At 61.6% G+C, this 22,693-nt stretch carries 18 protein-coding genes, 1 pseudogene and 1 CRISPR repeat array; of the genes and pseudogenes, 7 read left to right on the forward strand and 12 right to left on the reverse strand.

Annotation, left to right across the window (positions count from 1 at the left end; translation table 11 throughout):
• Positions 1 to 12 precede the first annotated feature (12 nt).
• The 3 genes from B4920_RS23660 to B4920_RS23670 are packed head-to-tail and all read right to left on the reverse strand — an operon-like array spanning position 13 to position 2,653.
• Positions 13 to 705: a PIN domain-containing protein gene (locus B4920_RS23660; RefSeq protein ID WP_079437158.1), complete on the reverse strand. Its 693-nt coding sequence runs from the start codon at positions 703 to 705 to the stop codon at positions 13 to 15.
• Positions 702 to 1,367, reverse strand: a complete 666-nt coding sequence (locus tag B4920_RS23665) for a hypothetical protein (RefSeq protein ID WP_079437160.1) — start codon at positions 1,365 to 1,367, stop codon at positions 702 to 704. Before B4920_RS23665 ends, B4920_RS23660 begins: the two co-directional genes overlap by 4 nt.
• A gap of 5 nt (positions 1,368 to 1,372) precedes the next feature.
• Entirely contained in the window at positions 1,373 to 2,653 is a 1,281-nt protein-coding gene (locus B4920_RS23670; RefSeq protein ID WP_079437162.1) for a site-specific integrase, read from the reverse strand.
• Positions 2,654 to 2,772: 119 nt separating this feature from the next.
• Here B4920_RS23670 and B4920_RS23675 point away from each other — a divergent pair, with 119 nt between their 5' ends.
• A complete protein-coding gene (locus B4920_RS23675; RefSeq protein ID WP_079437163.1) occupies positions 2,773 to 3,498 on the forward strand; it encodes a hypothetical protein in 726 nt (241 codons plus the stop codon).
• A gap of 5 nt (positions 3,499 to 3,503) precedes the next feature.
• Here B4920_RS23675 and B4920_RS23680 read toward each other — a convergent pair whose 3' ends face one another.
• Both B4920_RS23680 and B4920_RS29600 read right to left on the reverse strand, forming a co-directional pair.
• Positions 3,504 to 4,067, reverse strand: coding sequence for an N-acetyltransferase (locus B4920_RS23680; RefSeq protein ID WP_079437165.1), 564 nt, complete (start codon positions 4,065 to 4,067; stop codon positions 3,504 to 3,506).
• Positions 4,067 to 4,237: a hypothetical protein gene (locus B4920_RS29600; RefSeq protein ID WP_161493381.1), complete on the reverse strand. Its 171-nt coding sequence runs from the start codon at positions 4,235 to 4,237 to the stop codon at positions 4,067 to 4,069. Before B4920_RS29600 ends, B4920_RS23680 begins: the two co-directional genes overlap by 1 nt.
• 419 nt (positions 4,238 to 4,656) lie before the next feature.
• Here B4920_RS29600 and B4920_RS23685 point away from each other — a divergent pair, with 419 nt between their 5' ends.
• Complete coding sequence (locus B4920_RS23685; protein ID WP_254051039.1) at positions 4,657 to 5,379, forward strand: DUF3387 domain-containing protein; 723 nt, start codon at positions 4,657 to 4,659, stop codon at positions 5,377 to 5,379.
• On the opposite strand, the gene B4920_RS31055 is transcribed toward B4920_RS23685, so the two are convergent.
• Together B4920_RS31055 and B4920_RS30620 are read right to left on the reverse strand one after the other, a co-directional pair.
• Positions 5,309 to 5,554, reverse strand: a complete 246-nt coding sequence (locus tag B4920_RS31055) for a hypothetical protein (protein WP_368664737.1) — start codon at positions 5,552 to 5,554, stop codon at positions 5,309 to 5,311. The two genes, B4920_RS23685 and B4920_RS31055, sit on opposite strands and share 71 nt — an antisense overlap.
• Before the next feature lie 107 nt (positions 5,555 to 5,661).
• The gene (locus tag B4920_RS30620) at positions 5,662 to 6,249 is read right to left on the reverse strand and encodes an antitoxin Xre/MbcA/ParS toxin-binding domain-containing protein (RefSeq protein ID WP_254051040.1); all 588 of its coding nucleotides are present in this window, start codon (positions 6,247 to 6,249) and stop codon (positions 5,662 to 5,664) included.
• A gap of 295 nt (positions 6,250 to 6,544) precedes the next feature.
• On the opposite strand from B4920_RS30620, the gene B4920_RS23700 reads away from it, so the two are divergent.
• Entirely contained in the window at positions 6,545 to 7,597 is a 1,053-nt protein-coding gene (locus B4920_RS23700) for a DNA-binding protein (RefSeq protein WP_079437167.1), read from the forward strand.
• An 83-nt stretch (positions 7,598 to 7,680) separates the two neighbouring features.
• On the opposite strand, the gene B4920_RS23705 is transcribed toward B4920_RS23700, so the two are convergent.
• On the reverse strand, positions 7,681 to 8,130 hold the full coding sequence (locus B4920_RS23705) for a hypothetical protein (RefSeq protein WP_079437168.1): 450 nt from the start codon (positions 8,128 to 8,130) through the stop codon (positions 7,681 to 7,683).
• 151 nt (positions 8,131 to 8,281) lie between these two features.
• On the opposite strand from B4920_RS23705, the gene B4920_RS23710 reads away from it, so the two are divergent.
• Positions 8,282 to 8,515: a helix-turn-helix domain-containing protein gene (locus B4920_RS23710; protein ID WP_079437170.1), complete on the forward strand. Its 234-nt coding sequence runs from the start codon at positions 8,282 to 8,284 to the stop codon at positions 8,513 to 8,515.
• Positions 8,516 to 8,660: 145 nt separating this feature from the next.
• On the opposite strand, the gene csb2 is transcribed toward B4920_RS23710, so the two are convergent.
• The 3 genes from csb2 to cas3u are packed head-to-tail and all read right to left on the reverse strand — an operon-like array spanning position 8,661 to position 14,573.
• The gene (csb2, locus tag B4920_RS23715; protein WP_079437172.1) at positions 8,661 to 10,058 is read right to left on the reverse strand and encodes a type I-U CRISPR-associated protein Csb2; all 1,398 of its coding nucleotides are present in this window, start codon (positions 10,056 to 10,058) and stop codon (positions 8,661 to 8,663) included.
• Entirely contained in the window at positions 10,051 to 11,121 is a 1,071-nt protein-coding gene (gene cas7u / locus B4920_RS23720; RefSeq protein ID WP_079437174.1) for a type I-U CRISPR-associated RAMP protein Csb1/Cas7u, read from the reverse strand. Before cas7u ends, csb2 begins: the two co-directional genes overlap by 8 nt.
• Positions 11,094 to 14,573: a type I-U CRISPR-associated helicase/endonuclease Cas3 gene (gene cas3u, locus B4920_RS23725; protein ID WP_079437176.1), complete on the reverse strand. Its 3,480-nt coding sequence runs from the start codon at positions 14,571 to 14,573 to the stop codon at positions 11,094 to 11,096. The genes cas7u and cas3u overlap by 28 nt, the downstream gene beginning before the upstream one ends.
• A gap of 497 nt (positions 14,574 to 15,070) precedes the next feature.
• A CRISPR array of direct repeats spans positions 15,071 to 18,267; the repeat unit is 37 nt; unit sequence GTGGCACTCGCTCCGAAGGGAGCGACTTCGTTGAAGC.
• Between the two features lie 1,033 nt (positions 18,268 to 19,300).
• On the opposite strand from cas3u, the gene B4920_RS29605 reads away from it, so the two are divergent.
• From B4920_RS29605 to B4920_RS23740, 3 genes are all read left to right on the forward strand, one after another.
• On the forward strand, positions 19,301 to 20,281 hold the full coding sequence (locus B4920_RS29605) for a cupin domain-containing protein (RefSeq protein WP_161493382.1): 981 nt from the start codon (positions 19,301 to 19,303) through the stop codon (positions 20,279 to 20,281).
• A complete protein-coding gene (locus B4920_RS23735; protein WP_079437178.1) occupies positions 20,281 to 21,081 on the forward strand; it encodes an endonuclease in 801 nt (266 codons plus the stop codon). The genes B4920_RS29605 and B4920_RS23735 overlap by 1 nt, the downstream gene beginning before the upstream one ends.
• 503 nt (positions 21,082 to 21,584) lie before the next feature.
• Positions 21,585 to 21,809 (forward strand): hypothetical protein, encoded by a 225-nt coding sequence (locus B4920_RS23740; protein WP_079437180.1) that lies wholly within the window; start codon positions 21,585 to 21,587, stop codon positions 21,807 to 21,809.
• Positions 21,810 to 22,378: 569 nt separating this feature from the next.
• Here B4920_RS23740 and B4920_RS23750 read toward each other — a convergent pair.
• Positions 22,379 to 22,572: pseudogene (locus tag B4920_RS23750) on the reverse strand (transposase); the annotation flags it as partial.
• Positions 22,573 to 22,693 lie beyond the last annotated feature (121 nt).

The raw sequence follows: 22,693 nt of genomic DNA on the forward strand, positions 1-22,693 counted from the left end.
ATAGGTCTTCACCTACCTACGCATGATGCTTCCGCGAGACTCCGCCCAGTTCCTGCAGAAATCCAGTCCCGCAGCATCGAACTCAGTTTGTAGCGATGCAATCAGGCGTCGGCCGTCGCAGTAGTCGGCATCGTTGGAGCTGATGAAAAGAACTGAGGATGGGCTGGCGTTCTGAACATTTTCCCGGGCGATACGCAGCGCGAATTCGGTAATGACGCAATCCGGCAAGCTGGATTTCCCCCGCTTCGCGGGTGCAACCGCCTTCAAGGAGCGCCGGCCCGCCCGTCGGACATCTTCGTCGGATGTCGGGAGTTCTTGGGCGGTATCGATCAGGTCTCGCGCAAAGCTTTCGCAACCCGCGATCCATTGGGCCGCGTCCAGAGTCGAAGGGCTCGGTGTTCGAGCAGAAAGAATGTCCAGCGTCTGGTGCGCATGAGCAAGATTCGATAGCGTACGGGAAAGCTCCTGAACAGCATCACTCTGAACTTTGGGGAAATTCAGTTCGAACTCCTCGCGAACCAACGATGGAATGACGATGCGGATATCCTGAGCGCCAGTGCGTACCCCGTTCGCCACGTCAACGAGCGCCCGTGCATTCTCGGTAGAGAATTCGCGCCGAACCGGGGCTCGAACGATATCCAGCAGCACACAGGTATCGAGAATGAAGATCCAGGGCCGACCAATGCCCTCATCGCTGGCACTCATGCGTTCTGCTCGGCGAACTTCAGCAGGCCGCGCCCGAATTCATACTCGATGACCAGATCGCTTGCGCGCTCAAAGGTCCAACCTCCTTGCTCCATCAGCCATCGCCGGAGCATGTCCGTGTCCAGTTCGCAACGGTCTCGATGGCACTGAAGCAGAAAGGCGAACCAGCGCTCCCTGTCTAACGGGTGGGCTGAACCCGTCCCATGGTTGGCCAGAATACTGAATCGCTGCAAGGCCTCACCTGCCGCGGGGCTGACCCATACCGTAAAAGGCTTCTGGTCATCGGTGAGCTCGCATTTGATTCCCAGTGCAACAGCTGCAGGTTGTATCGCGCTCTTGGTCAGTTCAACCAGGACGGCGTTGTACTCCTGGGCAGACAACTGGCTCTTTTCGAGCGGAACGATGTTGATGACTTCCGCTTTCTCGCCTTCAGTCAGCATGGCCACCCCGGAAGCGGGTAGCCCGCCTGAGCCATCCCGTTCGAAGACAAGCAGTGATCTATCGCCGAACATGGAGGCGTTTTCCTGCTCCTTAGCTTTGTCGCGTCGCCAGTGGGCGGGCAAGTGTTCCTGGATTGCCTCTCCCAAACGCTCCAGGGCCGGATAAAGGCCGCGAACCGTCAGTTCCCGAAAAACGAGGAATGAGCCCAAATCGTTATCCATATGAATCAATCCCAGGTGGTGTTGGTAGAAGGTTCGTGGAAGCTCGTTTCGAGCCCGCAGTGATTGTCATCCGCAATCTGGTAGATCGCGTCGATCAGCTCGTAGATCGTTTCGTCCAGTGCCGCTCTGGACACAAGGGGAATCGCCAGTTCGTACTCGGAGCCGTCCGGGTTGAGACGGCGCATGTTCAAGGGCCCGAAGCAGCGCTGTTCAATGGCTTGGCGGGCCCGGGTCATCCCGCGCATTGACTCGCTCAGACGGATCAGCGTGAGTTTTACGCGGACAGTGGCAGTCTCAGGCGCAAGGCGTGCTTCCGCTGGCGCAGCTTTGTGTTCGGCAGGCGCCTCCCGTAAAACCAATCCCTTCTCGAAGCGCGCCTGCAGTCCGGAATCCACCGCATCGATGTATCGCATGGCCGACTTGATGTCCTTCCAGCCGACATAGGCCATCAAGTCCTTCACATCCCAGCCGCTGGCCCGTGCCCAACCTGCAAATCCTCGGCGCAGTGAGTGACTACTATAGTCTCCCGATTCTTCGATCCCCGCCGCGGCAAAGATATCCCGCAGCAGCGGGATCAGACTTCCGGGATGAAGACCCGTCGGCGCGAGGTTTCCCCATCGCCCAATTTTCCGAAAAACCTCACCTTCAACGAGCCCCGAGCTTGCGATCCATGTCGAGTATGCGGTCACGGGACAAAGTCTCGACAAGGCCGGACATTGAAAGCGCCGTCCCGCAAACGCCCGGTCTCCTTTGCTTCGCGGGAGATAGCAGGTCAAGCCTTCGCCGGGAACAACGTCGATATACTCAATGCGCAGACTGGAGAGTTCGTCGGCTCTGAAGCCCCGCCAGAAGCCGATGAGAACCAGTGCTCGATCACGGGTATGTCGCAGGAGCGCCTGTTGATCGCCAGATACCTGTGCAAGGGCGATCCCGCGTTCAAGCCAATCGACAACGCGCTGCAAATGGTCAAGCTCAAGGGGCTTGGCCTGCTTCTCCTGACTGGGGTGGAGCGCCCGGATACCCTTGAGAACCTGGCGAATCAGGGGGGCTTTGGTCGGATCGACAAAACCGTGATCGGCATGCCACCGGGACAGTGCGGCCAATCGATGGCGTAGCGTGCTGGACGCAAGCTTACCGCCGTAGTCGGCCAGATAACGGGCAACCGAGTCGGTCGTAGCCGGCAAAAAACCTCCCCACTCAACCTCGAAGTGTCGCAAGGCCGATTCGTAGCTCAGACGGGTGTTTTCCCGCTGGGCGGCGTCAAGGTATTGGTCGAGGCGGTTCATCGAGGACAAGGGTATGACAAATCCACCGCGGAGCAAACAGCTTCAGGCGCCTAAGCCGAGATGAACGACGCTTAGCCGAAAGCGCTTAGTATGTCCTTCCCAAAAGGGATAAAAAGGACATGTCGGCGATGCTGACCCACTGGGAGCTGGAACATTATCGACAGCTGTACCGCAATCAGATCGACCGGCTTGTCGATACCTTGACGGCGCGGCTCCTGCCGACGTTCGACTCCGTACACGAGGAAGTCGAGGCGATTCAACAGGAGGCGTATCGAGCGAGTCTTGAGTGCGCCAACGACGGCAATTGGCTCGATCCGCAAATGGCCCATGATGCTGTTTTGGAGGCCTCAGTGGAGCATTTCGACATCGTGCTCGATCTCCGCCAGGGGCTTCAGAACATGTTTGCGGTCAGTCTCTACCACTTGTTTGAGCAGCAAGTCCGGACTTTTCACGTTCGAGTCCTGCGGCAAAAGCCGCTCAAATTTGGGCCCGACGTACTGCACGCGTGGGACAAGATGTCCCTGGATCCCGTCCTGACCACAGACCAACGTTCTGGCCTGGATGAACTCCGCCTGCTGGCCAATACCGTCAAACACGGGGACGGTACTTCGGCCAAAGAGCTCTATGCCGTGGCACCTCACCTTTTTCTCAATGACTGGGAGCAGGATGCGCTCGATGACCCGACGGTCATTGTTCATAAACCGGATATCGGCACACCGCTCTTCGGGCAAGACCTTTTCGTCCGTCCGGGCGACATACATCGCTACCGGCAGCTCCTCAATGGCGTATGGTCAGCTTACCTGGAGGTTTTTCACGGGAAGGGGCAGCCGGTCGGCCGCAGCTGATGCACTCAGAGGCCCTTGAAGACGTCCCGGTGCATCTTGATCGTAGCGGGCCGAACGCGCTTCTTGGTGTGGTTCCTGGCCATGTCTTCCGCCCACAGGCTGGTCTCGAACCCAAGCTTTTTGTAGAAACCGAGCACCGCATCATCGTTGTCCGCATCGACAACGATCAATCGTGCGGCGGACAAGCCTGCCGTATTGAGAATGTCGCCGAGCAGGAGCGCCATCAAGGCGGCACCCACACCCGTACGCTGGAGGTCCTGATGGACCGCAAGTCGTCCAATCTTCACCGCGGGAAAGGCAGCAAGTTCGACGTGTTCATCGACCCCCAAGTCGAACTTCTCTGAAGTATTGAGCTTGATCGCATCGTTGGCGAGGGTGAAATACCCAACCGGGCCTTCGAACTGCTGATGAAAAACCACGTTGGTGAAGCCCAGCCTGGCTTCATGCAAGGCCAGCGCCTGCGTCGCCAGGAACTCGTCCAGCCGGGGCTTTCCACAGGAGAATCTCTCAAGGGTCGTCGGATTCACCTCCGTGATCGGGAGGTAACCGTAGCCCGCTTCGGACAGCATCAGCCCGGCAGCGTGATCCGGTATTTGTCGAGGAAGTGAGCCTCTTTGGCGCGCTGAGCCGCAGCGGCCAGATGTACCGCGCGCTCCTGAACAGCCTGAGTCGGCCGGACAGACTCCACGGACACGACAAGCCGCTTCTTCGCCTTGAGGGACGAAGCGTGTTTCTTCATAAGAAGGCTGCGGGCAGAGTGTTTCATGGTAAAGGCACAGTACGTAAGAATGCCTTCCACGCGATGGGAAGGCATTCGAATACTAGATCAAAAAAGAGAAGGTGCGCAATGGATACTATCCAGCAGCGAGCACACTTCGCTCATGAAGCTACAGTGTGGTGGTTCAGTATGACCGTGCGGTCCCAGGCGGTAATGTGCGGCATGAAGGCCTCCAGCAGTACCTGACGTATTGAAGCGCAGGTCCGTCGGTCATCGTCCATGAGGTTCATGTAGAGTTCGGCGGTCAGTTCGATCAGGTAGGTGGCCGCCTAACCTCCTGCGTCTGATCCTTGCGGGACGAGCCTCTAGAGCCCCATTCGTCATCGCGCGTCGCCAATCGGCGCGGACAGGTGCGAGATAACTTTGCCGCCGAGTTCAGCGTGCTTGGCCGCATCTGGGAGGCGCTTTCACCGGACACCGTGCTGGGTCCGTTCGAAAAGGACTACAAGTGGCTGTCGCAGGTCTACCAGTCGGTACAGCCGTCCAGCGGACATGGCAAGCTGATCTGGCATTCGCTGGGCGCCAAGACCATAGAGCTGATCCACCAAAACGTACATGTGGATGCGGTGCGCGATGACCTCGACACCCTGGTGCTGGATGCCGACCTGCTGGAAGCAGTGCTCTCCAATCCTGACCCCAAAAAGGCCAAGGAGATCGAGATCAAGCTGAACCGACGCATGCGCACACATGCGGGCAATCCGAAGTTCAAACAACTGTCAGAGCGGTTGGATGCACTGAAGGACCGTTTTGAATCAGGTCAGATCAACAGCGTCGAGTTTTTGAAGCAGCTCTTGGAGATTGCCAAGGAAACGCTGCAGGCTGAGAAGGAAGTGCCCCCTGAAGAAGACGAGGACCGTGGCAAGGCTGCGTTGACAGAACTGTTCAACGAGGTCAAAACGGCGGAGACACCCATCATGGTCGAACGGGTGGTCGCAGACATTGATGAAATCGTCCGCTTCGTACGATTCCCCGGCTGGCAAGGTACGCAGGCCGGTGAACGGGAGGTCAAGAAGGCACTACGCAAAGCTCTGTTCAAATACAAGCTGCATGCTGATGAGGAACTGTTTGAGAAGGCTTACAGCTATATACGGCAGTATTACTAGACGACCAACAGGCGCGGATGGTACCGCCGGAGGCAAGATGAATCTGCGTTACGGGTAGAAATGGGCGCTTACTCTCAATCTCAACGAGGTAACGATTGAGGGGCAGGCCTCCTACACCAAGGTGGACCATCGTTTCCAGGCATGCCAGTGACACGGACGATGCGCAATAGAGCATCGGCAGCCCTTAGCGATTCCAACGTCCGCCTGCGATCTTCGCTCCGGCTCCCGTCAGGTCATCTGCCGTATAGTTCGGTGTGTCGCTTGCAATCCGCCATGCGCGCATCAGGCAAAAACCCCAGCCTGGGTCTGCACAAGTAGACGAGAGACCAGTTCTTGGCCGTCTGTTGTGTCCATGTAGTCCGCCGGCTTCGCACCTCCCAACGCAGGAATGGGCTGTTCAAGCCAATCACCGACCCACCTAGCCGCATCGAAGCCTGTCGCATCACCAGAGTCTCCTACCATGATTGCGACTTGACCGATCAAACGCTCCAGTCCCAGCACCCGTTCTGACTGATCGGTCGAAAGCATTTCGCCTTCACGTATTTTTCGTGCAATGGTGGCTCGCCGCAGGTCGAGGATACGGACAATACGATCCCTAGGGACGGACGTCAGATCGACGATCAGGTCCACGTGGGTGGCGGGAACCTTTCCCCGAATCACGCCGGTAAACTCGGCTGGGGAGGCTTGGTAGAGACTCTTGGCGTAAGCGAGCACGCCGACGCGAGCATGAGTGGTGCCTGCACGCTTCTTGATTACCTTACTTTGGGAATTCTTACTGGTGCTGATCCACTCGATGCCAGAGGTTACGCGCTCCTTGGCTTGCGCCGTGCGCCCCCTCTTGGGACGTGGTGTTTTCGCAATGAATTCCATGATCGCACCTACTCATTTGATTTCTCAGTATAGCTCGGACGGGACAGCGCCTCGGGGCCGCATGTCCAGGCCGCACTTGCCTGCGGCATAGAGTCAGTGACGAAGGTGTGCGTTGGCGCGCTATTTCTATCGGTTCAGAGCCCGTTGTACACCAGATACAAGCCCGTTAGCCTCTCTGAGACTTCCAACATTGAATAACCCCCTATTATTGAATGTTAGATGTCATTGAAAAATGAAACATCAAACCAAAAATTCAGCATGTATTATCATAATACGTATTACAGTATGAAATTACATGCAGACCATGGCCAGGGCAGGCATCTACAAATCCGAAGTGGTGCGAGCACGGGACAAACTGATCGCCCTCGGCAAGCACCCATCGATTGATGCCATACGGGTAGAGCTGGGCAATACGGGGTCGCGGACGACCATCAGTCGCTACCTGAAGGAGATCGAGGAGGAGGACGGTGCGGTCACAGGCAGCAAGGTGGCCGTCAGCGAATCCCTGCTGGATCTGGTGGGGCGATTGGCCGAACGCCTCCATGGAGAGGCCAATGCCAGAGTGTCCGAGGCCGAGACACGGCACAGCAAACGCCTTCAAGATGCCCAGGCGCAATCAAAGGCAGCGACTGAAGAGGCGGAGTCCTTTCGTCAGCAACTAGAGGAATGCCAGCTCGCTCTTGTGCGCGAGCGGGAGGCACACAAGGATACGCAAAAGGCGTTGCGCGAAGAGACCTTGGCCCGAACACAAGTTGCTCAACAGGTTTCGGATCTTCAAGAGCGTCTGGCGGCCGAGGAAGAGCACCGGCAATCGCTGGAGGAGAAACACCAGCATTCCCGTGAAGCCTTGGCGCATTTCAGACAGTCAGTGAAAGAGCAACGGGATCAGGAGCTGCGCCAGCATGATCAGCAAGTAGCCTACCTGCAGGGAGAGATCCGCTCCCTGCAGGAGGTCGGCAACAAGAAGCAGCATGAGCTCATTCACGCCCACCAGGAATGCTCGCGCTTGGCAAGCGAACTGGCGGGATCCAGCACCAGCTTGCGCCAGGCAAAGGCAGAGAATCGATCGCTCAAGAAGGAGCGGGATGAACTGATCTTTGCCCAGCAACGATTACATGAGGTCGAGCAGCGCGCCCTTGAGCGCGGCGCGCGCATAGGTGAGCTCCTTGAACGAAATCAGGGTCTCGAAGCCGGTCGTGCTGCATTGGAGGAGCGTATTCAGCAATTGAGCCTGGAACTGGCGACCTCCAGGGCGACCGCAGCGGCTCAGGAGGCGGTCATTGAGCGCATTCAGGGAGATGTTGCCGAGCTGGTCACCGAGCGGCGCAAGAAAACGCAAGGGCCATGAACGCACGGCTCGCGTGCAAAGGAACGGATCGACACAGAGTCAGCCTGTAAGACTAAACAGGCCGTCCTACAGGAACCAGCCGTCTATGCAGGCGTGGACTCGGTCGTGTCGACCGCGGCGAATTCCCGACAAAGCTCAAATTCGGTGCTGTCCTGATCGTTGCTGACAGAGTGGTACCAGCTGCCATTAGCGACCTCGTATCGGTGAGACCAGGCGTTCGACGGATTCCTCCAAATCCGAACCAGCGGCTCCATCTTCCATTGCCGCGTGCCATTCATATATGGCGGGCTGACGAGTTGGACATCGATCACGGTGACGTCATCCTTCCGCTGGTCAATGAACGAAAGCAGATCATGGGAGGGATGGGAGATCAGAATGATCTCTGGAAATTCGCCTTCCGGCGATTTGACCAAGCAATTCACGTAGAACCACTCATCCAGCGTAGCCAAGGTGGCTGCCCGCCAGACAGTCATTCCATCACCATAAATTTGGCTGGCAAATGGATGACGTGCGGCATTATCGGTGAGGAACATCAGACTCTCTCATAGCAACAAAAAGCCATCGCGCCGCTGAAACGGTTCGACTGGTCAGGTGATGGGATTAGAACAGGTGAGGGGAATCCATTGAATGGAATGTAGATTATATTCCGTGGATTGATAATCTCGCCACCGGCATCGTTCGCCGGTGGTCAAATCTTTCGACGAACTCCGTGCCGACCTTGCCGCCGAGATCAAGCAATCTCGAAAGCAGCTAGGGCTATCTCAAGAGGCACTAGCCTTGCAGGCCGAGGTAGACCGGACCTACGTCTCGCAACTGGAGCGTGGGGTCGCCAATCCCTCGTTGCTGATTCTTCATCGGATTTCTGTTGTACTAGGCGTGGACTTGTCGGTCAGTTTGAGACGAACAAGTGATGATTAACCGGTCGGTCGCACCACCGCCGCTTTCTTCAATCTCGCAAGCCCTCATAAGATGAATGCGTCAGCATGGGAGCGCAATGAGATGATTGATATCTGAATTGCGCCCTTTGTGTGAGGGGGGTGCTCCCGATTAGGGGGTATAGGCGCTACTGACGCGCCCCGCAAAACACCCCCAACCCGAAGTGCCGCCCGCGCCCGAGCAGTAACGGCCCCCGTAACGGCTGGTGAAACCGCAGCCGCACGTGAAGTGGAATCAGCCGCGTCGCCTTCCAGGCCTTGAGCCGGTAGTCCCCGACCGGGTGGGACTGGGGCAGGAACGGCACCCGGCTCGTCGAGAAGTCGGCCAGGAGCCCGGTGTCGATGCCGGCATGGCGCAGCGCCTTCAGGATCAGGTTGCGCACCAGGCGCGGTGAGTCGGCGTGATCGCCGGGCAGGATCACCGGCGTGATGCTGGTCCACTGGGTGCTCTCCCGCCGATACGCGTTGAAGACCCCGTCGTCGGGATCGGCCAGTACCGCCTGGGCGACACACTCGCCGCTGTCCTCGTTGGCCATCTGCAGGGCATCCTGGGCCAGCACCCCCGCCAATTCGGCCACCTGCGGCAGGCATTCGATCGGCGCCATCAGCAGCGCCCGTCGGATCAATCCATCGGTATGGGCATGACCCAGGGAGGGCAGGGGCACCCACGACAGCCGGTGGTCCGGCTCGGCCTCCGGCCCATAACCCGCCGCGAAATCGGCGAGACGCGACGTCTCGGTACGCCGCATGACGGCCCCGCGCAGCAGCGCCGCCACCACCACCGCATTGCGGGCATCGAAGGGACGGAACGCCTGCGCCTGCTCGGGCTTTCTCAGGTGCAATGGCAACATCGCCACCCGCGCCGCCTGCCCGGCGGGCGAGTACGCCATCACCTCGTGCACGGCCGGTGCGAGCACTGGCGAGAACCAGCCCTTGTCCTTGCTGAGGCGTGCCTGGCTGGCTTGGAATCGCTCCTCCAGGGCGGCGAGAGACCCCGCGACCGGGACGCGCAGCTGCACGTCGATATCACTGCGCAGCGGCATCACCCAGCTGGCGTGGGACGGTGCGTAATGGTGTTCCGACTCGGCACTCGTTGGCTGCACCCCTTCGATGCGCCCGGCCAGGCTCGCCTGATCCTGGCCCGAGCCCAGCGTGTGGAGCTGGCTGGCCGTGCCGATCAACTGAGTGGCTTCGGCGAGATCGGCCTCAGAACGCAGTGGATACACATACCGGACCGGGCCCGACACCCGCCGCTCGACCACGTCCCGGTCGGTGGTCTGTCCCTTGGGCTTACGCCGATCCGTGTTGTTCGGGACATAGATCGTGTAACGGCTCTCCGGCACTTCCGCCGGCGCAAAGATGTCCGGTGCTGCCTGCTGCTCCAGCCAGGTGAGCCCCGGCGCCTCGATCGAACGGTTACCGGCGACGAGGGCCTGGAGGAGGCGGAACGGGGAGGGCGGCCACTCCGACCCGCGGTACAGGCCCGTGTGAAACCGGGCTTCAAGGACCAGCCAGCGATCAGGCACCCGCGCTCTCCTTGGCGCTCTTTTTGGCTTTGCCCTTCTTCTCCTTCTCGACGATCAACTCCGGCTGGAACTGAGCGGTGATCGGTGCGAGCTCGGCCACACCAAACCGCTCGGCCGCCGCCTGGGCGTAGGTCAGCGCCTCGTCGGCCGTCAGCGCAAACACCGTCTGGCTGCCGTCCCGCGTGCGGACCACGGCCTCGACAGGGCTCGCGGCGACCAGCAGGCAACCCTGGCGCAGGAAGGCCTCGGGCTGCAGCGTCAGCGCCACCAAGCCGAGCCCGAAGATATAGGCCGACAGGGCGTCCGGCGCAGCAGCGGCCAGATCGGTCTGGCAGTTCTGGCGCAGCGCGATGAGGTTCAGCACCGAATCCCGCCGGACGCCCCCGTCAGCGACCACGCCGGCCGGGGATGGCCCCGACGGTGCGCTGTCCAGGCCCACCTTCGAGAGCGTGCCGCTGTTCTCTTCGTTTCCGATTTCCTTGCTGGTGAGGGCCGCTGAATACAAGGCATGGCGCTGCAGGGGATGCACGTTGTAGGCGTCGATCCGGGACGTGAAGGCACGCGGGATCTTGCTCTGCGTGCCACGGGAGTCCCAGGCCCCGAGCAGCAGCGACATCGGGGAGAGCTTGGCGATACCGGCCGGCGCCGAGCGGAAGGCCTTGAAAGCCGCTTCTGCTTCCTCCCGCAGATCGGAGAAACGCAACGTCGCATCGGCAAGCCGGTGCGGGGCCTGCAGCACATCGATGTCCTTCACCTCACCATCGGCCAACTGCGCCTTCACGGAGACCGCACGCACCAGGGCCCGGTAAGGCGCCTGCAGAAACGCCGCCTCGATGCGGTTGGCTTGGGACTGCACCGAATCGATCGTGCACACGTTGCGCCCGTCCGCGAAGGTGCTGATGTTGTAGGTGGGCCCGTCGTCCTGGCCCTTGCCCGGGTAGCTCGGCGGGAAGATCGCGCCCGCCGGCCCCTCCACGGATTCGAGTGCTTGTTTGCAGACGATGGCCACCGCCTGGTGGTTGAGGAGGAGGGCGTTCAGACGATCAAATACTTCGGCAGACATGGGCGTACCTCGTGAGCGAGCGTGAGTTCGGAAGTGAAGACGTCTTTCATTTGGCCGGACGGCACCCGGCGGGGGATCAGGTGCTGGTCGGCCGCGGGGAGCAGACCCTTGGCGGCCAGCAGGCACAGACTGATGGGCAGGGGCTCTGACCAGGTCGAATAACGGAAGGGCTCCTGGTCGGCCGGCGGGGCGAAGGCGAACTGCACGCCGAGAATCGACAGCAGTTCGAGAAACACCCGCACGGTGCTGAAGCGCTCGTCCTCGTTGAGCGTGAAGCCCGCATCGAGGGCCGACCAGCTGGTCCCGGCGTCGAAGCGGAAGCGCTCCTTCATCGTCGTGCCAACCTGCAGCAGATCGGCGGGACTCGTCAGCGACGGCCGCAGCTGCCGAGCGGCCGCCTGCAGGCCGCGCAGGATGCCGACCGCTTCCGTCTGGCCGGCGCTCAGCTTCCAGTGGGACTTCTCCTCGAAGTCGGGCCGCAGCCAATTGTTGATCAGGATGGGCGGGCGCCCGTCCGCGAAATGCAGCCGCACCGGCGGAAACTTCTCCTCGGCCAGGGCGGGGCGCAGCGCCGCATCGTCGAGGCGCACCTCGAAGGTGAGGAACGCATCCAGTGCGCCCAGCACTGCCGCGTCATCGACCCCCACCAGACGGAAGCCGGACGGCGTCCACTGCGCCCTCAGCGCTGGATGAGCCGGCTCGAGCAGGCTCAGGAGTCCGAAGGCGGCCAGGTACTCGCCGAAGTTGCGCGGATCGGCCGGGATGTCGATCACGCTGTCGGGTTCGGACCCGGACTCGATGACGACTGGCGCCGCGGCCTGCACGGGTTCGCTGCCGGGCGACGGAATCAGGGCTTCCGCATCCAGCTCCGCCAGCACATCCGCACTCTTGACGAGGGCCTCCAGGTAGGCGAGCCCCCACAGACCGTATTGGGCATTCAACTGGGGGAAGGCCGTCGCGATCCGGTCGGCCTCGGGTCCCGCCCCCGGCTTCTCCCGGGCCTTGTCCGAGAACGTGGGCCGGGCCCAGCCGTGGTGTGCCGCGACGAGGTGGCGGGCGAGCGGGCTCAATTGATCCTGGAGCCGGATCACCGACCCCAGCTCATGGCGATACCCATCATTGAGCCGTGTGTCAAAAGCTGTGCGTCGGCTCTTGGCAAGGGGCACGGCGGGATCTGGATTCCCCAGCGCCGTCTGCCAGCGCGCGTCGTCCTTCCCCGCATCGTGCCCCCCCGCCGACGCTTCGACGGTTTGCGCCACCGGCGCATCAAGACCCAAGGCCCGGGTGAGCCGCTGGGCGGCCCAGCGGGCTAGATCCAGGTGCACGGACAACAACCGATCGCAGCGGCCCAGCGAAGCGGGATCACCGGCGTCCGGCCCGTCGATCTCGCGGGCCTGCAGCCAGACCCGGACGCTCCGGGTCACGATGGCATCCTCGCCCACCAGATCCGCTGCCGGCAGCGCGACCGCCTCGACGAAGACCACCTTGTGTCCCGGCGCGCAGCGCGCCACCAGGCCGGCCAGATCCGCCGCCGAGTCGTCCCCAGACGACCAGGTCGTCTCTCCGGTCGAGACCTCCGCGCTGAACCGAGCGGTGAGCACCTGTCCACGGCCCTCGGCCGAGACATCTGCCACGACGGCCGATTGCGTCGCATCGGGGAGTCCTGTGACGGACAGCCCGCCCAGGTCCGGACGGAGGACCAGGGTGCGCCCGGGCTGAACGCTCCGCTCGATGGCGCGCAGCGCATCCTGCGTGCTGAACACCCCGTCGTCGATCAGGCGGCCCTGGCCATCCAGCAGCACGAAGGCCGGCCGTGCCTCCTTGCCCACCTGGGCACGCTGCCACAGCACCTCGACCAGTTCCCGCGCTTGGTAGATCGGGAGCCGGGCGCGCTCCTGGCGCAATACCGGCCAGGCTTCGAACCAATCGGCCAGCCGTGCGGCATCACCGGGGAACTGGCGCCACACGAGCTCCACGTCCCGGTCCTCGTCGTCGAGGCCATGTAGAAAGAGATCCGGTGCCGGTACGCGCAGTGCGTCGAGGCGCAGGGACGTCATGGCCCATTGGGTGAGGATGGCCGGCTCCAGGGAACGGCGCGGCGGTGCGGGGGGCACGGCTTCCGCGTAGCGTGGATCGTCGGTGAGGCGGGACAAGGCCAGGGGGCTCGCGTCGCGGCCGGCCGCCTGGACGTCCAGTTCCTCCAGCAGGGACAGCGTCCGGGCACAGCGGGCTTGGAGCGGTTCGCCCCACTCGGCGCCGCCCGCATGAACGAGCACCAGCTCCCCGACGTGCAGGCCTCGGCGATTCACGCGGCCGGCCCGCTGGATGAACCGGTCCAGCGTGGTGAGATCCATCAGGCCCACATCCGCATCGATGTCGAGCCCGATCTCGCCGGCCGACGTGCAAATGAAATAGGCCGTGGGGCCCGTCTCCTCGGTCCGCGCCGGCGAGAAGCGCTGGAAGGCATCGGAGCGGGTCAGCTGCTCCCGCTCCCAGGCCCGCAGTGTGCCGGTCAGCAGCGCGATCCGTGCGACCGGTACGCCGCCCTGGACCAGGCGCTCGGCGAGCCGGGCCGCGTCGTCCGGCCGACTGACGAAGAGGGCCACCGCCCTGGATGCGTTGCTATAGGTGAGGGCACGTTCCACCAGGGCCTGGACCACCAGGGAGGCGGGCTTGCCCTTGGCGACAACCGTCACGGCCTGGAGCGTCAGCCACTTCGCGGCCCCCATGCGCTGGGCCAGTACGGGGTCGTCCGCCACCGAGCCGACCAGGGCCTGTGAATGGTCCATATGCGGGGGCAAGGTGGCCGTCATCTCGATGACCTGCAGCGGCGGCCGCCCGACGGCCACGGCGCTGGGCCGGGCCAGCGCCTCAATCTCCCGCAGCACGCCGGAGAAGGCCGGCGCCAGGTGGGCCTCGTCATGCACGATCAGCGAATCGACGCCGAGTAGCCCCGCGTGCGTGGCTGCGCGCGAGCGGCCGAGACCATACCCACGGAACAGCAGGCGGCTGCCGATCATGTCCGGCGTGCCGAGGATCAGGGCGGGGGTGGCTGGGTCGAGACTCCAGTCGCCGTTATCGGCGAAGGCACCGCGCAAGGTGGATACGGCCAGCGGTGTGCCGCGGGACGACAGGCCGGCCAAGGCCTCGCGGAGGCCGGGGACAGCATCGGCCGCCACGAGCTCGGCCAGGCGTTCGGCCAGCCCGCTCGCCTGATCGACAAGCGCGCGGCGGTTTACGACCAGGACGAGACGACGGGGCAGCGTGACGGCGCCCCGCTGGGCCTGAGTGGCCAGCGCCGCCAGGAAGATCGCCAGCACGGCGGTCTTGCCGCCGGCGGTTGGCACCTTGATGAACGGGGGCACGGTGCCGGCGACGAAGGACGTGTAGGCCGCCCGTTGCCAGGCGTTGGGTGGGGCGTCAAACAGTGCGCGAAACAGTGCGTCCAGCATTAATGGCTCCGCATAATCGATTCGTATACCCGAAATGAGTATAGTCCCGACGCGGAACAATGTGGACTCTCTTCAGCCCCCAGAATGTCAAAATGTGAATACAGGGTCGTGGCGCGATTTTGCGGGGTGGGGGCACCCTGTGGGCATCCGGCCCTCCGATCGTGGAAAGTAACGGGGTAGTAACGGGGTCTGTGGGGCTGTCTGCGTTCAGACGGTGGGTGAAGAGTGCGGCGGAAGGTCGAGGCAGCGGTTTCCGGGGTGAAAGGGGATTCCGGAGGGCACCGAAAGGGCTGACAATCGGGGGCGTTGGAAAGCAAGCTGGTTTGAGCTTGCGCGAACCCCAAGTGGACGGCGCGAGGCCGGGAGGTTCGCGCGGGGGCCGCGCATTGATTCTACGGGTGTGGTTGGAGCGGGATCGTGAAAGCGATGAACGTCTGCGAGGGGTTCGCGCGGTGCAGGGAAATCCGGCAGGGGAATCAATCGGGTATGGCTGAAGTGTGGCACTCGCTCCGAAGGGAGCGACTTCGTTGAAGCAAAATCTCTCGACTGACGGCAATTCGCAAGGTGAGCGGTGGCACTCGCTCCGAAGGGAGCGACTTCGTTGAAGCGCCAGCGCAGTGGACAGGCTGGACGTGAGCGCTTGTGGCACTCGCTCCGAAGGGAGCGACTTCGTTGAAGCCACCAGGCCGGCAACGTATCCATCTCCAGAACCCGGTGGCACTCGCTCCGAAGGGAGCGACTTCGTTGAAGCTGCGCCCGGTCCCTTGGTATGAACGTCGCCCCGCACCGTGGCACTCGCTCCGAAGGGAGCGACTTCGTTGAAGCACCAAGCTGCTGAACGACACCGGCCTCGGCAATCGTGGCACTCGCTCCGAAGGGAGCGACTTCGTTGAAGCCTTCCATTCCCGGATGACCAGAACGCACCATCTCGTGTGGCACTCGCTCCGAAGGGAGCGACTTCGTTGAAGCGCGAATTCGTCATCCTCGTTCTGGACGTCAAACACGTGGCACTCGCTCCGAAGGGAGCGACTTCGTTGAAGCGCGAAGCCGGCGGCTTGCTTGGTGATGACTACAGGTGGCACTCGCTCCGAAGGGAGCGACTTCGTTGAAGCATGTAGTGGGCGAACTCGCAACCTTCAGAACAAAAGTGGCACTCGCTCCGAAGGGAGCGACTTCGTTGAAGCGTCTGTGATGTAGCGCCCGCGCGACCTGGTCTTGGTGGCACTCGCTCCGAAGGGAGCGACTTCGTTGAAGCGGCAGGTCTCTAGGCACAGCGCCAGTCCTTCACCTGTGGCACTCGCTCCGAAGGGAGCGACTTCGTTGAAGCTTCTTGGTCAGCTTCAGATACTCCTGAAACGCCCGTGGCACTCGCTCCGAAGGGAGCGACTTCGTTGAAGCTTCTTGGTCAGCTTCAGATACTCCTGAAACGCCCGTGGCACTCGCTCCGAAGGGAGCGACTTCGTTGAAGCTTCTTGGTCAGCTTCAGATACTCCTGAAACGCCCGTGGCACTCGCTCCGAAGGGAGCGACTTCGTTGAAGCATAGTTGTCTCGCCCATCCGGGCCAACAATTCCCGTGGCACTCGCTCCGAAGGGAGCGACTTCGTTGAAGCCCTTTGCGCCAATGTCAAATGCCAGCTCGACAAGGTGGCACTCGCTCCGAAGGGAGCGACTTCGTTGAAGCATGTGTCAGTGCCTCGTGCACGGGGAAAAAATGGGTGGCACTCGCTCCGAAGGGAGCGACTTCGTTGAAGCCGGCGAATTGGCGCAGATGATCGTGGACGAAGTGGTGGCACTCGCTCCGAAGGGAGCGACTTCGTTGAAGCGATCCGACCAGGTGAATACCCTGGTCACGGCAGCGGTGGCACTCGCTCCGAAGGGAGCGACTTCGTTGAAGCCATCGAAGCATTTGATGAACAGGCATTCGCATGCCGGTGGCACTCGCTCCGAAGGGAGCGACTTCGTTGAAGCACCATGGACACGGCGAACGAAAAGACCACGCGGGGTGGCACTCGCTCCGAAGGGAGCGACTTCGTTGAAGCGCCCGCTTGCGCTCCGTAAAAGTCAATTTGAACGTCGTGGCACTCGCTCCGAAGGGAGCGACTTCGTTGAAGCCTTGCCGTAATCGATCACGGAAACATCTTTGCCCTGTGGCACTCGCTCCGAAGGGAGCGACTTCGTTGAAGCCTTCTGCGCTACGCCCTGGCCAAGCTGGCCCGGTGTGGCACTCGCTCCGAAGGGAGCGACTTCGTTGAAGCACCGACCCAGGGCACCTCCACGTCCGCCGTCAGAGTGGCACTCGCTCCGAAGGGAGCGACTTCGTTGAAGCGATTTGCTTGGCGTTGAACTGCTGCGCTTCGAAAGGTGGCACTCGCTCCGAAGGGAGCGACTTCGTTGAAGCCGGTCGTCAGCGTGATATCGCCGCCTGACGTGCTGGTGGCACTCGCTCCGAAGGGAGCGACTTCGTTGAAGCGCTGATTTCTGGCTGGCCTGGCCGGCGGGATCTCGTGGCACTCGCTCCGAAGGGAGCGACTTCGTTGAAGCTTGGACGTGTACAACAACGTGAACAACATCGGTAGCGGTGGCACTCGCTCCGAAGGGAGCGACTTCGTTGAAGCAGCTTGTCGCCCGCTGGCCCGCCGTCGTAGCCGAGCGTGGCACTCGCTCCGAAGGGAGCGACTTCGTTGAAGCGCCATGTCGTTCGCGGACGTGGTGTTGAATTGCTGGTGGCACTCGCTCCGAAGGGAGCGACTTCGTTGAAGCTTTTTATGGATGGCGATCAGAGTAGCGCATCGTTGTGGCACTCGCTCCGAAGGGAGCGACTTCGTTGAAGCTTTTTATGGATGGCGATCAGAGTAGCGCATCGTTGTGGCACTCGCTCCGAAGGGAGCGACTTCGTTGAAGCTTTTTATGGATGGCGATCAGAGTAGCGCATCGTTGTGGCACTCGCTCCGAAGGGAGCGACTTCGTTGAAGCATCCGACGAGTTGTGCAGTTACTAAAGTGATGCCCGTGGCACTCGCTCCGAAGGGAGCGACTTCGTTGAAGCAACGCCAAGCAAATCGAAGAAGCCACTGCGGTCCTGTGGCACTCGCTCCGAAGGGAGTGACTTCGTTGAAGGGCCGATATCCGCGATATCGAGCCATTGCTTGGCGGGTGACACTCGCTCCGAAGGGAGCGACTTCGTTGAAGCAAGAAGAGCGATGGGACGGTAGGCGCCGCGCTGCGGGTGACACTCGCTCCGAAGGAAGCGACTTCGTTGAAGGAATACGCTGCAGCTCGAAAAATTCGGCAATTCCGTGCGGCACTCGTTCCGGAGGGGGCGACTTCGTTGAAGCAAGCCCGCGTACCTCAAGCCCAAGACTCCGTTTGGTGACACTCGCTCCGGAGAGGCGACTTCGTTGAAGGGGGTAAGACAAACGATTGGCAGCTCGATCCGGTGTTGGGGCACTCGCTCCGACGGGAGTGACTTCGTTGAAGCGACGAGTTGCACGCGCAGAAGTCCCGTGACGTATGTGGCATTCGCTCCGAAGGGCGCGACCTCGTTGAAGTAGCCAGTAATACTTCCCGAGGACCGACTGCGTCTCCGTGACACTCGCTCCGCAGGGAGCGACTTCGTTAAAGGGGGTAAACCAAACGATTGGCAGCCCGCCTCAGTGTCATAGCACTCGCTCCGGTGGGAGCGACCTCATTGAAGCTTTGACGCATGGGTCGGCCAGGCACTGAATTACGTGACACTTGTTCCGTACGGAGCATACTTCGTTGAAGTATCCGTAGGCACGACGCCAGCGTTTGCTTGGGCGTATGACACTCGCTCCGGAGGGAGCGACTTCGTTGAAGAGGCTTGCGATCGACGATGCGCACATACTCCTGGCGTGGCATTCGCTCCGGGGGGAGCGACTTCGTTGAAGCAGCCCAAGGAAGCGAGACAGCCGAGCCGGCTTTTGTGGCACTCGCTCCGGAGGGAGCGACTTCGTTGAAGCGTGAAATACGGATTGGTTTGCGTCTGGGTGCCGCCGTGAGGCTTGCTCCGGAGGGAGTGACTTCGTTGAAGGAAGTGGCAGCAGCTTCAACTGGCGCGCCAAGCCGCGTGATATTCGCTCCGGAGGGAGCGACTTCGTTGAAGCTTGGTGTCGAAGTCGTAGTTAGAGGCCTGAACAGGTGACACTCGCTCCGAAGGGAGCGACTTCGTTGAAGCAATGCGGACAAGGCCGAGGAAATGAAGGCCAGCGTGTGACACTCGCTCCGAAGGGAGCGAGAGCGACTTCGTTGAAGGGGGTAAACCAAGCGATTGGAAGCCCGAGCCAGTGTCGAGACACTCGCTCCGTAGGGAGCGACTTCGTTGAAGCCCCGAGTTTCGCGGGCGGGGCCTGGGGCATGAGCGTGACACTACGCTGCGTAAGGAGCGACTTCGTTGAAGCTCTTCATGGCACGGCGGACGTGTGCAGACGTTTGCGTGACGCTCGCTCTGGAGGGAGCGACTTCGTTGAAGCATCTCCATCGGTTTCACGGTCACCTCGGAAAGCAGGGTGACACTCGTTCCCTAGGGATCGACTGCGTTGAAGGAACTGGGTTCAAGCTAAGTTGCTTGAGGCTATGTGTGGCACTCGCTCCGAAGGAAGCGACTTCGCTGGAGCCCGCGGAAGGATATGGGGTGGTCTTTCGCATTGAGTCAGTTACGATAACGGAATACCCTGTGTGCCGATTTGCATTGGTGAGTAGAGACTTCAATGGGGAGCGAACAGGGTATGACGCGGCGTGGCAGGGGCAGAGCGGCCAAAACGCTTCCACTGGCGCAAGACTACGAAGGGAGCCCAGGTTACCGGACCAAGGATGGCGCGCTGGTTCGTGAACTGATGCACCCGGTCGCGCACGGCATTCAATCCCAGAGCTTGGTCGGTATCCTCATCCCGTCAGGCAAACGCACCCTCCGGCATCGCCACCAGCGGGCCGAGAAGGTTTATCACGTCACCGAGGGACGGGGCTGGATGATGATCGACGAGGATCGAATCCAGGTCCAACGAGGTGACACGATCGGCGTGCCAGCGGGCACGGCGCATTACGTCGAGGCCCATCGTCTCCACTCACTCCAATTACTCTGCTGCTGCGTGCCGGCCTACTGCGCGGACGACGTTGAACTGCTTGAGGCGGACTCGGCGGACGATGTGGTTTCGCTCGATGAACTGGCCGAGTTCGTGGGCGAGGAGATCCAGGAGGACGACATCGTCCGCCCGTTGCCACCGCTGTTGATTGAAAACGGCGCCCAGGCCAAAGCACTCCGAAAGCGCCTGGGCTTATCCCAGCCGAAGTTCTGGCATGTCGTTTCAGTCTCGCAGGCCGTCAGTAGTCGCTATGAATCGGGGCGCACCATCCCCGATGTCGTCCGCATCCTGCTGCACCTGGGCTACGGGTCAGACGTTGAGGCCGACGAACTCCTGACCTACCTGCGGACCTTCCCGGAGCAGGACGGGCAGGGCGCGTTGCCAACGTTTGGGGTGTCCGACGGCCCGTTACTGAGAACGTTCAGGGAGCGCCTGGGGATCAGCCAGCGAGCGTTCTGGGGTAATGTGTTCATGACGCAGTCAGGCGGAAGCCGTTATGAGCAGGGACGCAGCATGTCACCTTGGCTTCCGGCCTTGCTTCGTCTCGTCTATGGCCGCGACGACGACGCCAGGGCGATATTGGGCACGCTGCGGTTAAACTCTCGGTGATGCGTCATTTCGCCTTGTTGATCGCCAGCGTGCTGGCCGGCTGCCATGCAGCCAACACCACTTCTCGTTCCCCGTCCGTTACGTCCAGTCCGACCCCGGTCACGGCCCAGGAAGCCCCGGCGTCGCAGGCGCCCGCCCTGGTCAACAACACGCGTGCCGTTGGTCATCGGGATTTTGCCAATGCCAAGAAGGTTCTACCGCAAGTTTTCGAGGGGCTGGAGGAGGACTTCTACTGTGGCTGCCGCTATGTCCGCACGGTGGTGAGCTTCGACAGCTGTGGCTATACCCCCCGCAAGAATGCGCTACGGGCGGGCCGGATCGAATGGGAGCACGTGGTCCCGGCGTGGGTGCTGGGGCACCAGCGGCAGTGCTGGCAGGACGGTGGCCGCAAGAACTGCACCGACACCGACCCGGTTTTCCAGAAGGCTGAGGGCGATTTGAATAACCTTGTGCCGGCGGTGGGCGAGGTGAATGGCGACCGGAACAACTTCGCGTACAGCGCCTGGACGCGGGAGCGTTCCACGATGTACGGCGCCTGCCAGACCATTGTCGACTTCAAGGGCAAGCGTGTTCAGCCTCGCGAGGAAGTGCGGGGCCGGGCTGCCCGGATCACGCTCTACATGTACCAGGCCTATGGTCTCAAGATGAGTGCCGCGGACAAGAAGCTGATGTGCGCCTGGGCCAAGACCTACCCGGTGGACGCCTGGGAGCGAGAGCGGAACGCCCGGATCGTGCGTTGGCAGGGGAGCGGGAATCCACTCGTAACCGATGCTGCTAAGCTGAAGGCGGTGTGCTCATAGGCGCCCTTTGGCGCTATCGAGTCGTGCGCCCAGCGGTAGCCGCCATCGGATAGTCATGGGGAACTACCGCAATGCAGTACGAAAGGGAGCGCTCGACGCCTTAAATCACCTCTCCAAGCCTTGTCATGGCAAAGAACAACGTGGCTCGTATAGCACAACCAGTGATCAAGCCGATCATAGCAGTTCAGCTTATTTTCGGATCTGCCGTGATAGCTCCATTAATATAGGTTGCAACTTGTCTGGCGGCAGCGAACTGGCAAGTATGGCTATGATGTCAATTCTGGCCTTGTCCATCCAGATGTTCGCGAGCTTCAAGATCACCCCCCCTGAACGACTCCACTGGATCCCAGGACAACCCGCGCCCGCTTTGACGAGCTGACCGCGAAGGACGCGCTGTCCTTCAGAAAGGCCGTGTTCCTCCTCAGCCGCGAATACAGCCTGTCGGACCGCAGCATCGAGCGAATCGTGAACACCCTGCCCGAATGACCAGGACCGCCTGCACTATGAGCGCGAACCTCCAGAAAATCCGCACCGCCCTCGAAGTGTGCCGTGTGGCGCTCGGCAAGGTCCAGTGTGTCAAAAGCGTCGCCTGGACGCTCAACGAAGCGACGGTCGAGTTTCAGCCCGGCCACGAGCACGAACTGCTTATGATCAACGAGGCCTTGGCCGAGCTGGACCGGATCGGGGTCCCCGGCGGCCTCGTCGATCCCCTCACCGAGACGCCGTAAGGAAGACCGCGCGGGATGTCCAGGGATCTCGAACTCAAGGTCACCATCGCGGCCGATGCTTCCAAGGCCGTCGCAGGGGTCACCAACGCCAAGGCGGCGAAGCGGCCAAACACTCCAGCGTCGAGGTTGGCGCGGCCGGCAGTGCGATCAACAACGCCTTCGGCGTGGTGGGCGTGCGCAGCACGGCGACGATCCAGGCCGAGATTCTGCGCGTGAATCAGGCCCTCGATGCCCTGGCCCGTGAAGCCAAAGTAACGGGCGTCGACTTCGACCGTGCCTGGTCGACCGGGCAAGCGCAGATCACTTGGGGCAGAGCGCTCGAGGCCACCAGCGGTGCAACCGCGAGGGCTGGCGTACTTTGTTCGGCCCGCAGGTAACAGTGGGATAGAAAGCTTCGCAGACCGGGGGCTCTTTGTGGATGATGACGACATTCATTCGGACGATAGAGGTCGCGCGGTCAATCTGGCGCGCACCGGACGAACTGGCGCTTTGGTTCGACAGAAGTGCACTTCCATTGTAAGCCCCCGGTAATCCCCTCTTGACCGAGCCTCAGGGTGACTCCAGCCGCCCCGATGCGGCAACAGGTCCCCGATCCGACTCTGCGGCGGAGTCGGCAGGCGGGTGAGGATGTTCTTCAGATAAGCGCACGGTTCGTGCCCGTTGAGGCGCGCAGCGAGCCGGCAAAGAGCCAGTTCTTGCGGCCGATGGCAATCGGCCGGATCTGGTTCTCGATCCAGTTGTTGTCGATGGGGACGTTTCCATCGCCGTACTCATGTGTCGTTCCTTTCAAGGCTAACACCTGAGCAGGGTAAGCACCCGGCGATCCCCTCTTGACCGAGCGTCAGGCTGAATCCGGCCTCCAGCGATGGGGTAGCATCTCCCCG

It is taken from the genome of Zoogloea sp. LCSB751 (assembly GCF_002028455.1).
Classification (GTDB): domain Bacteria; phylum Pseudomonadota; class Gammaproteobacteria; order Burkholderiales; family Rhodocyclaceae; genus Zoogloea.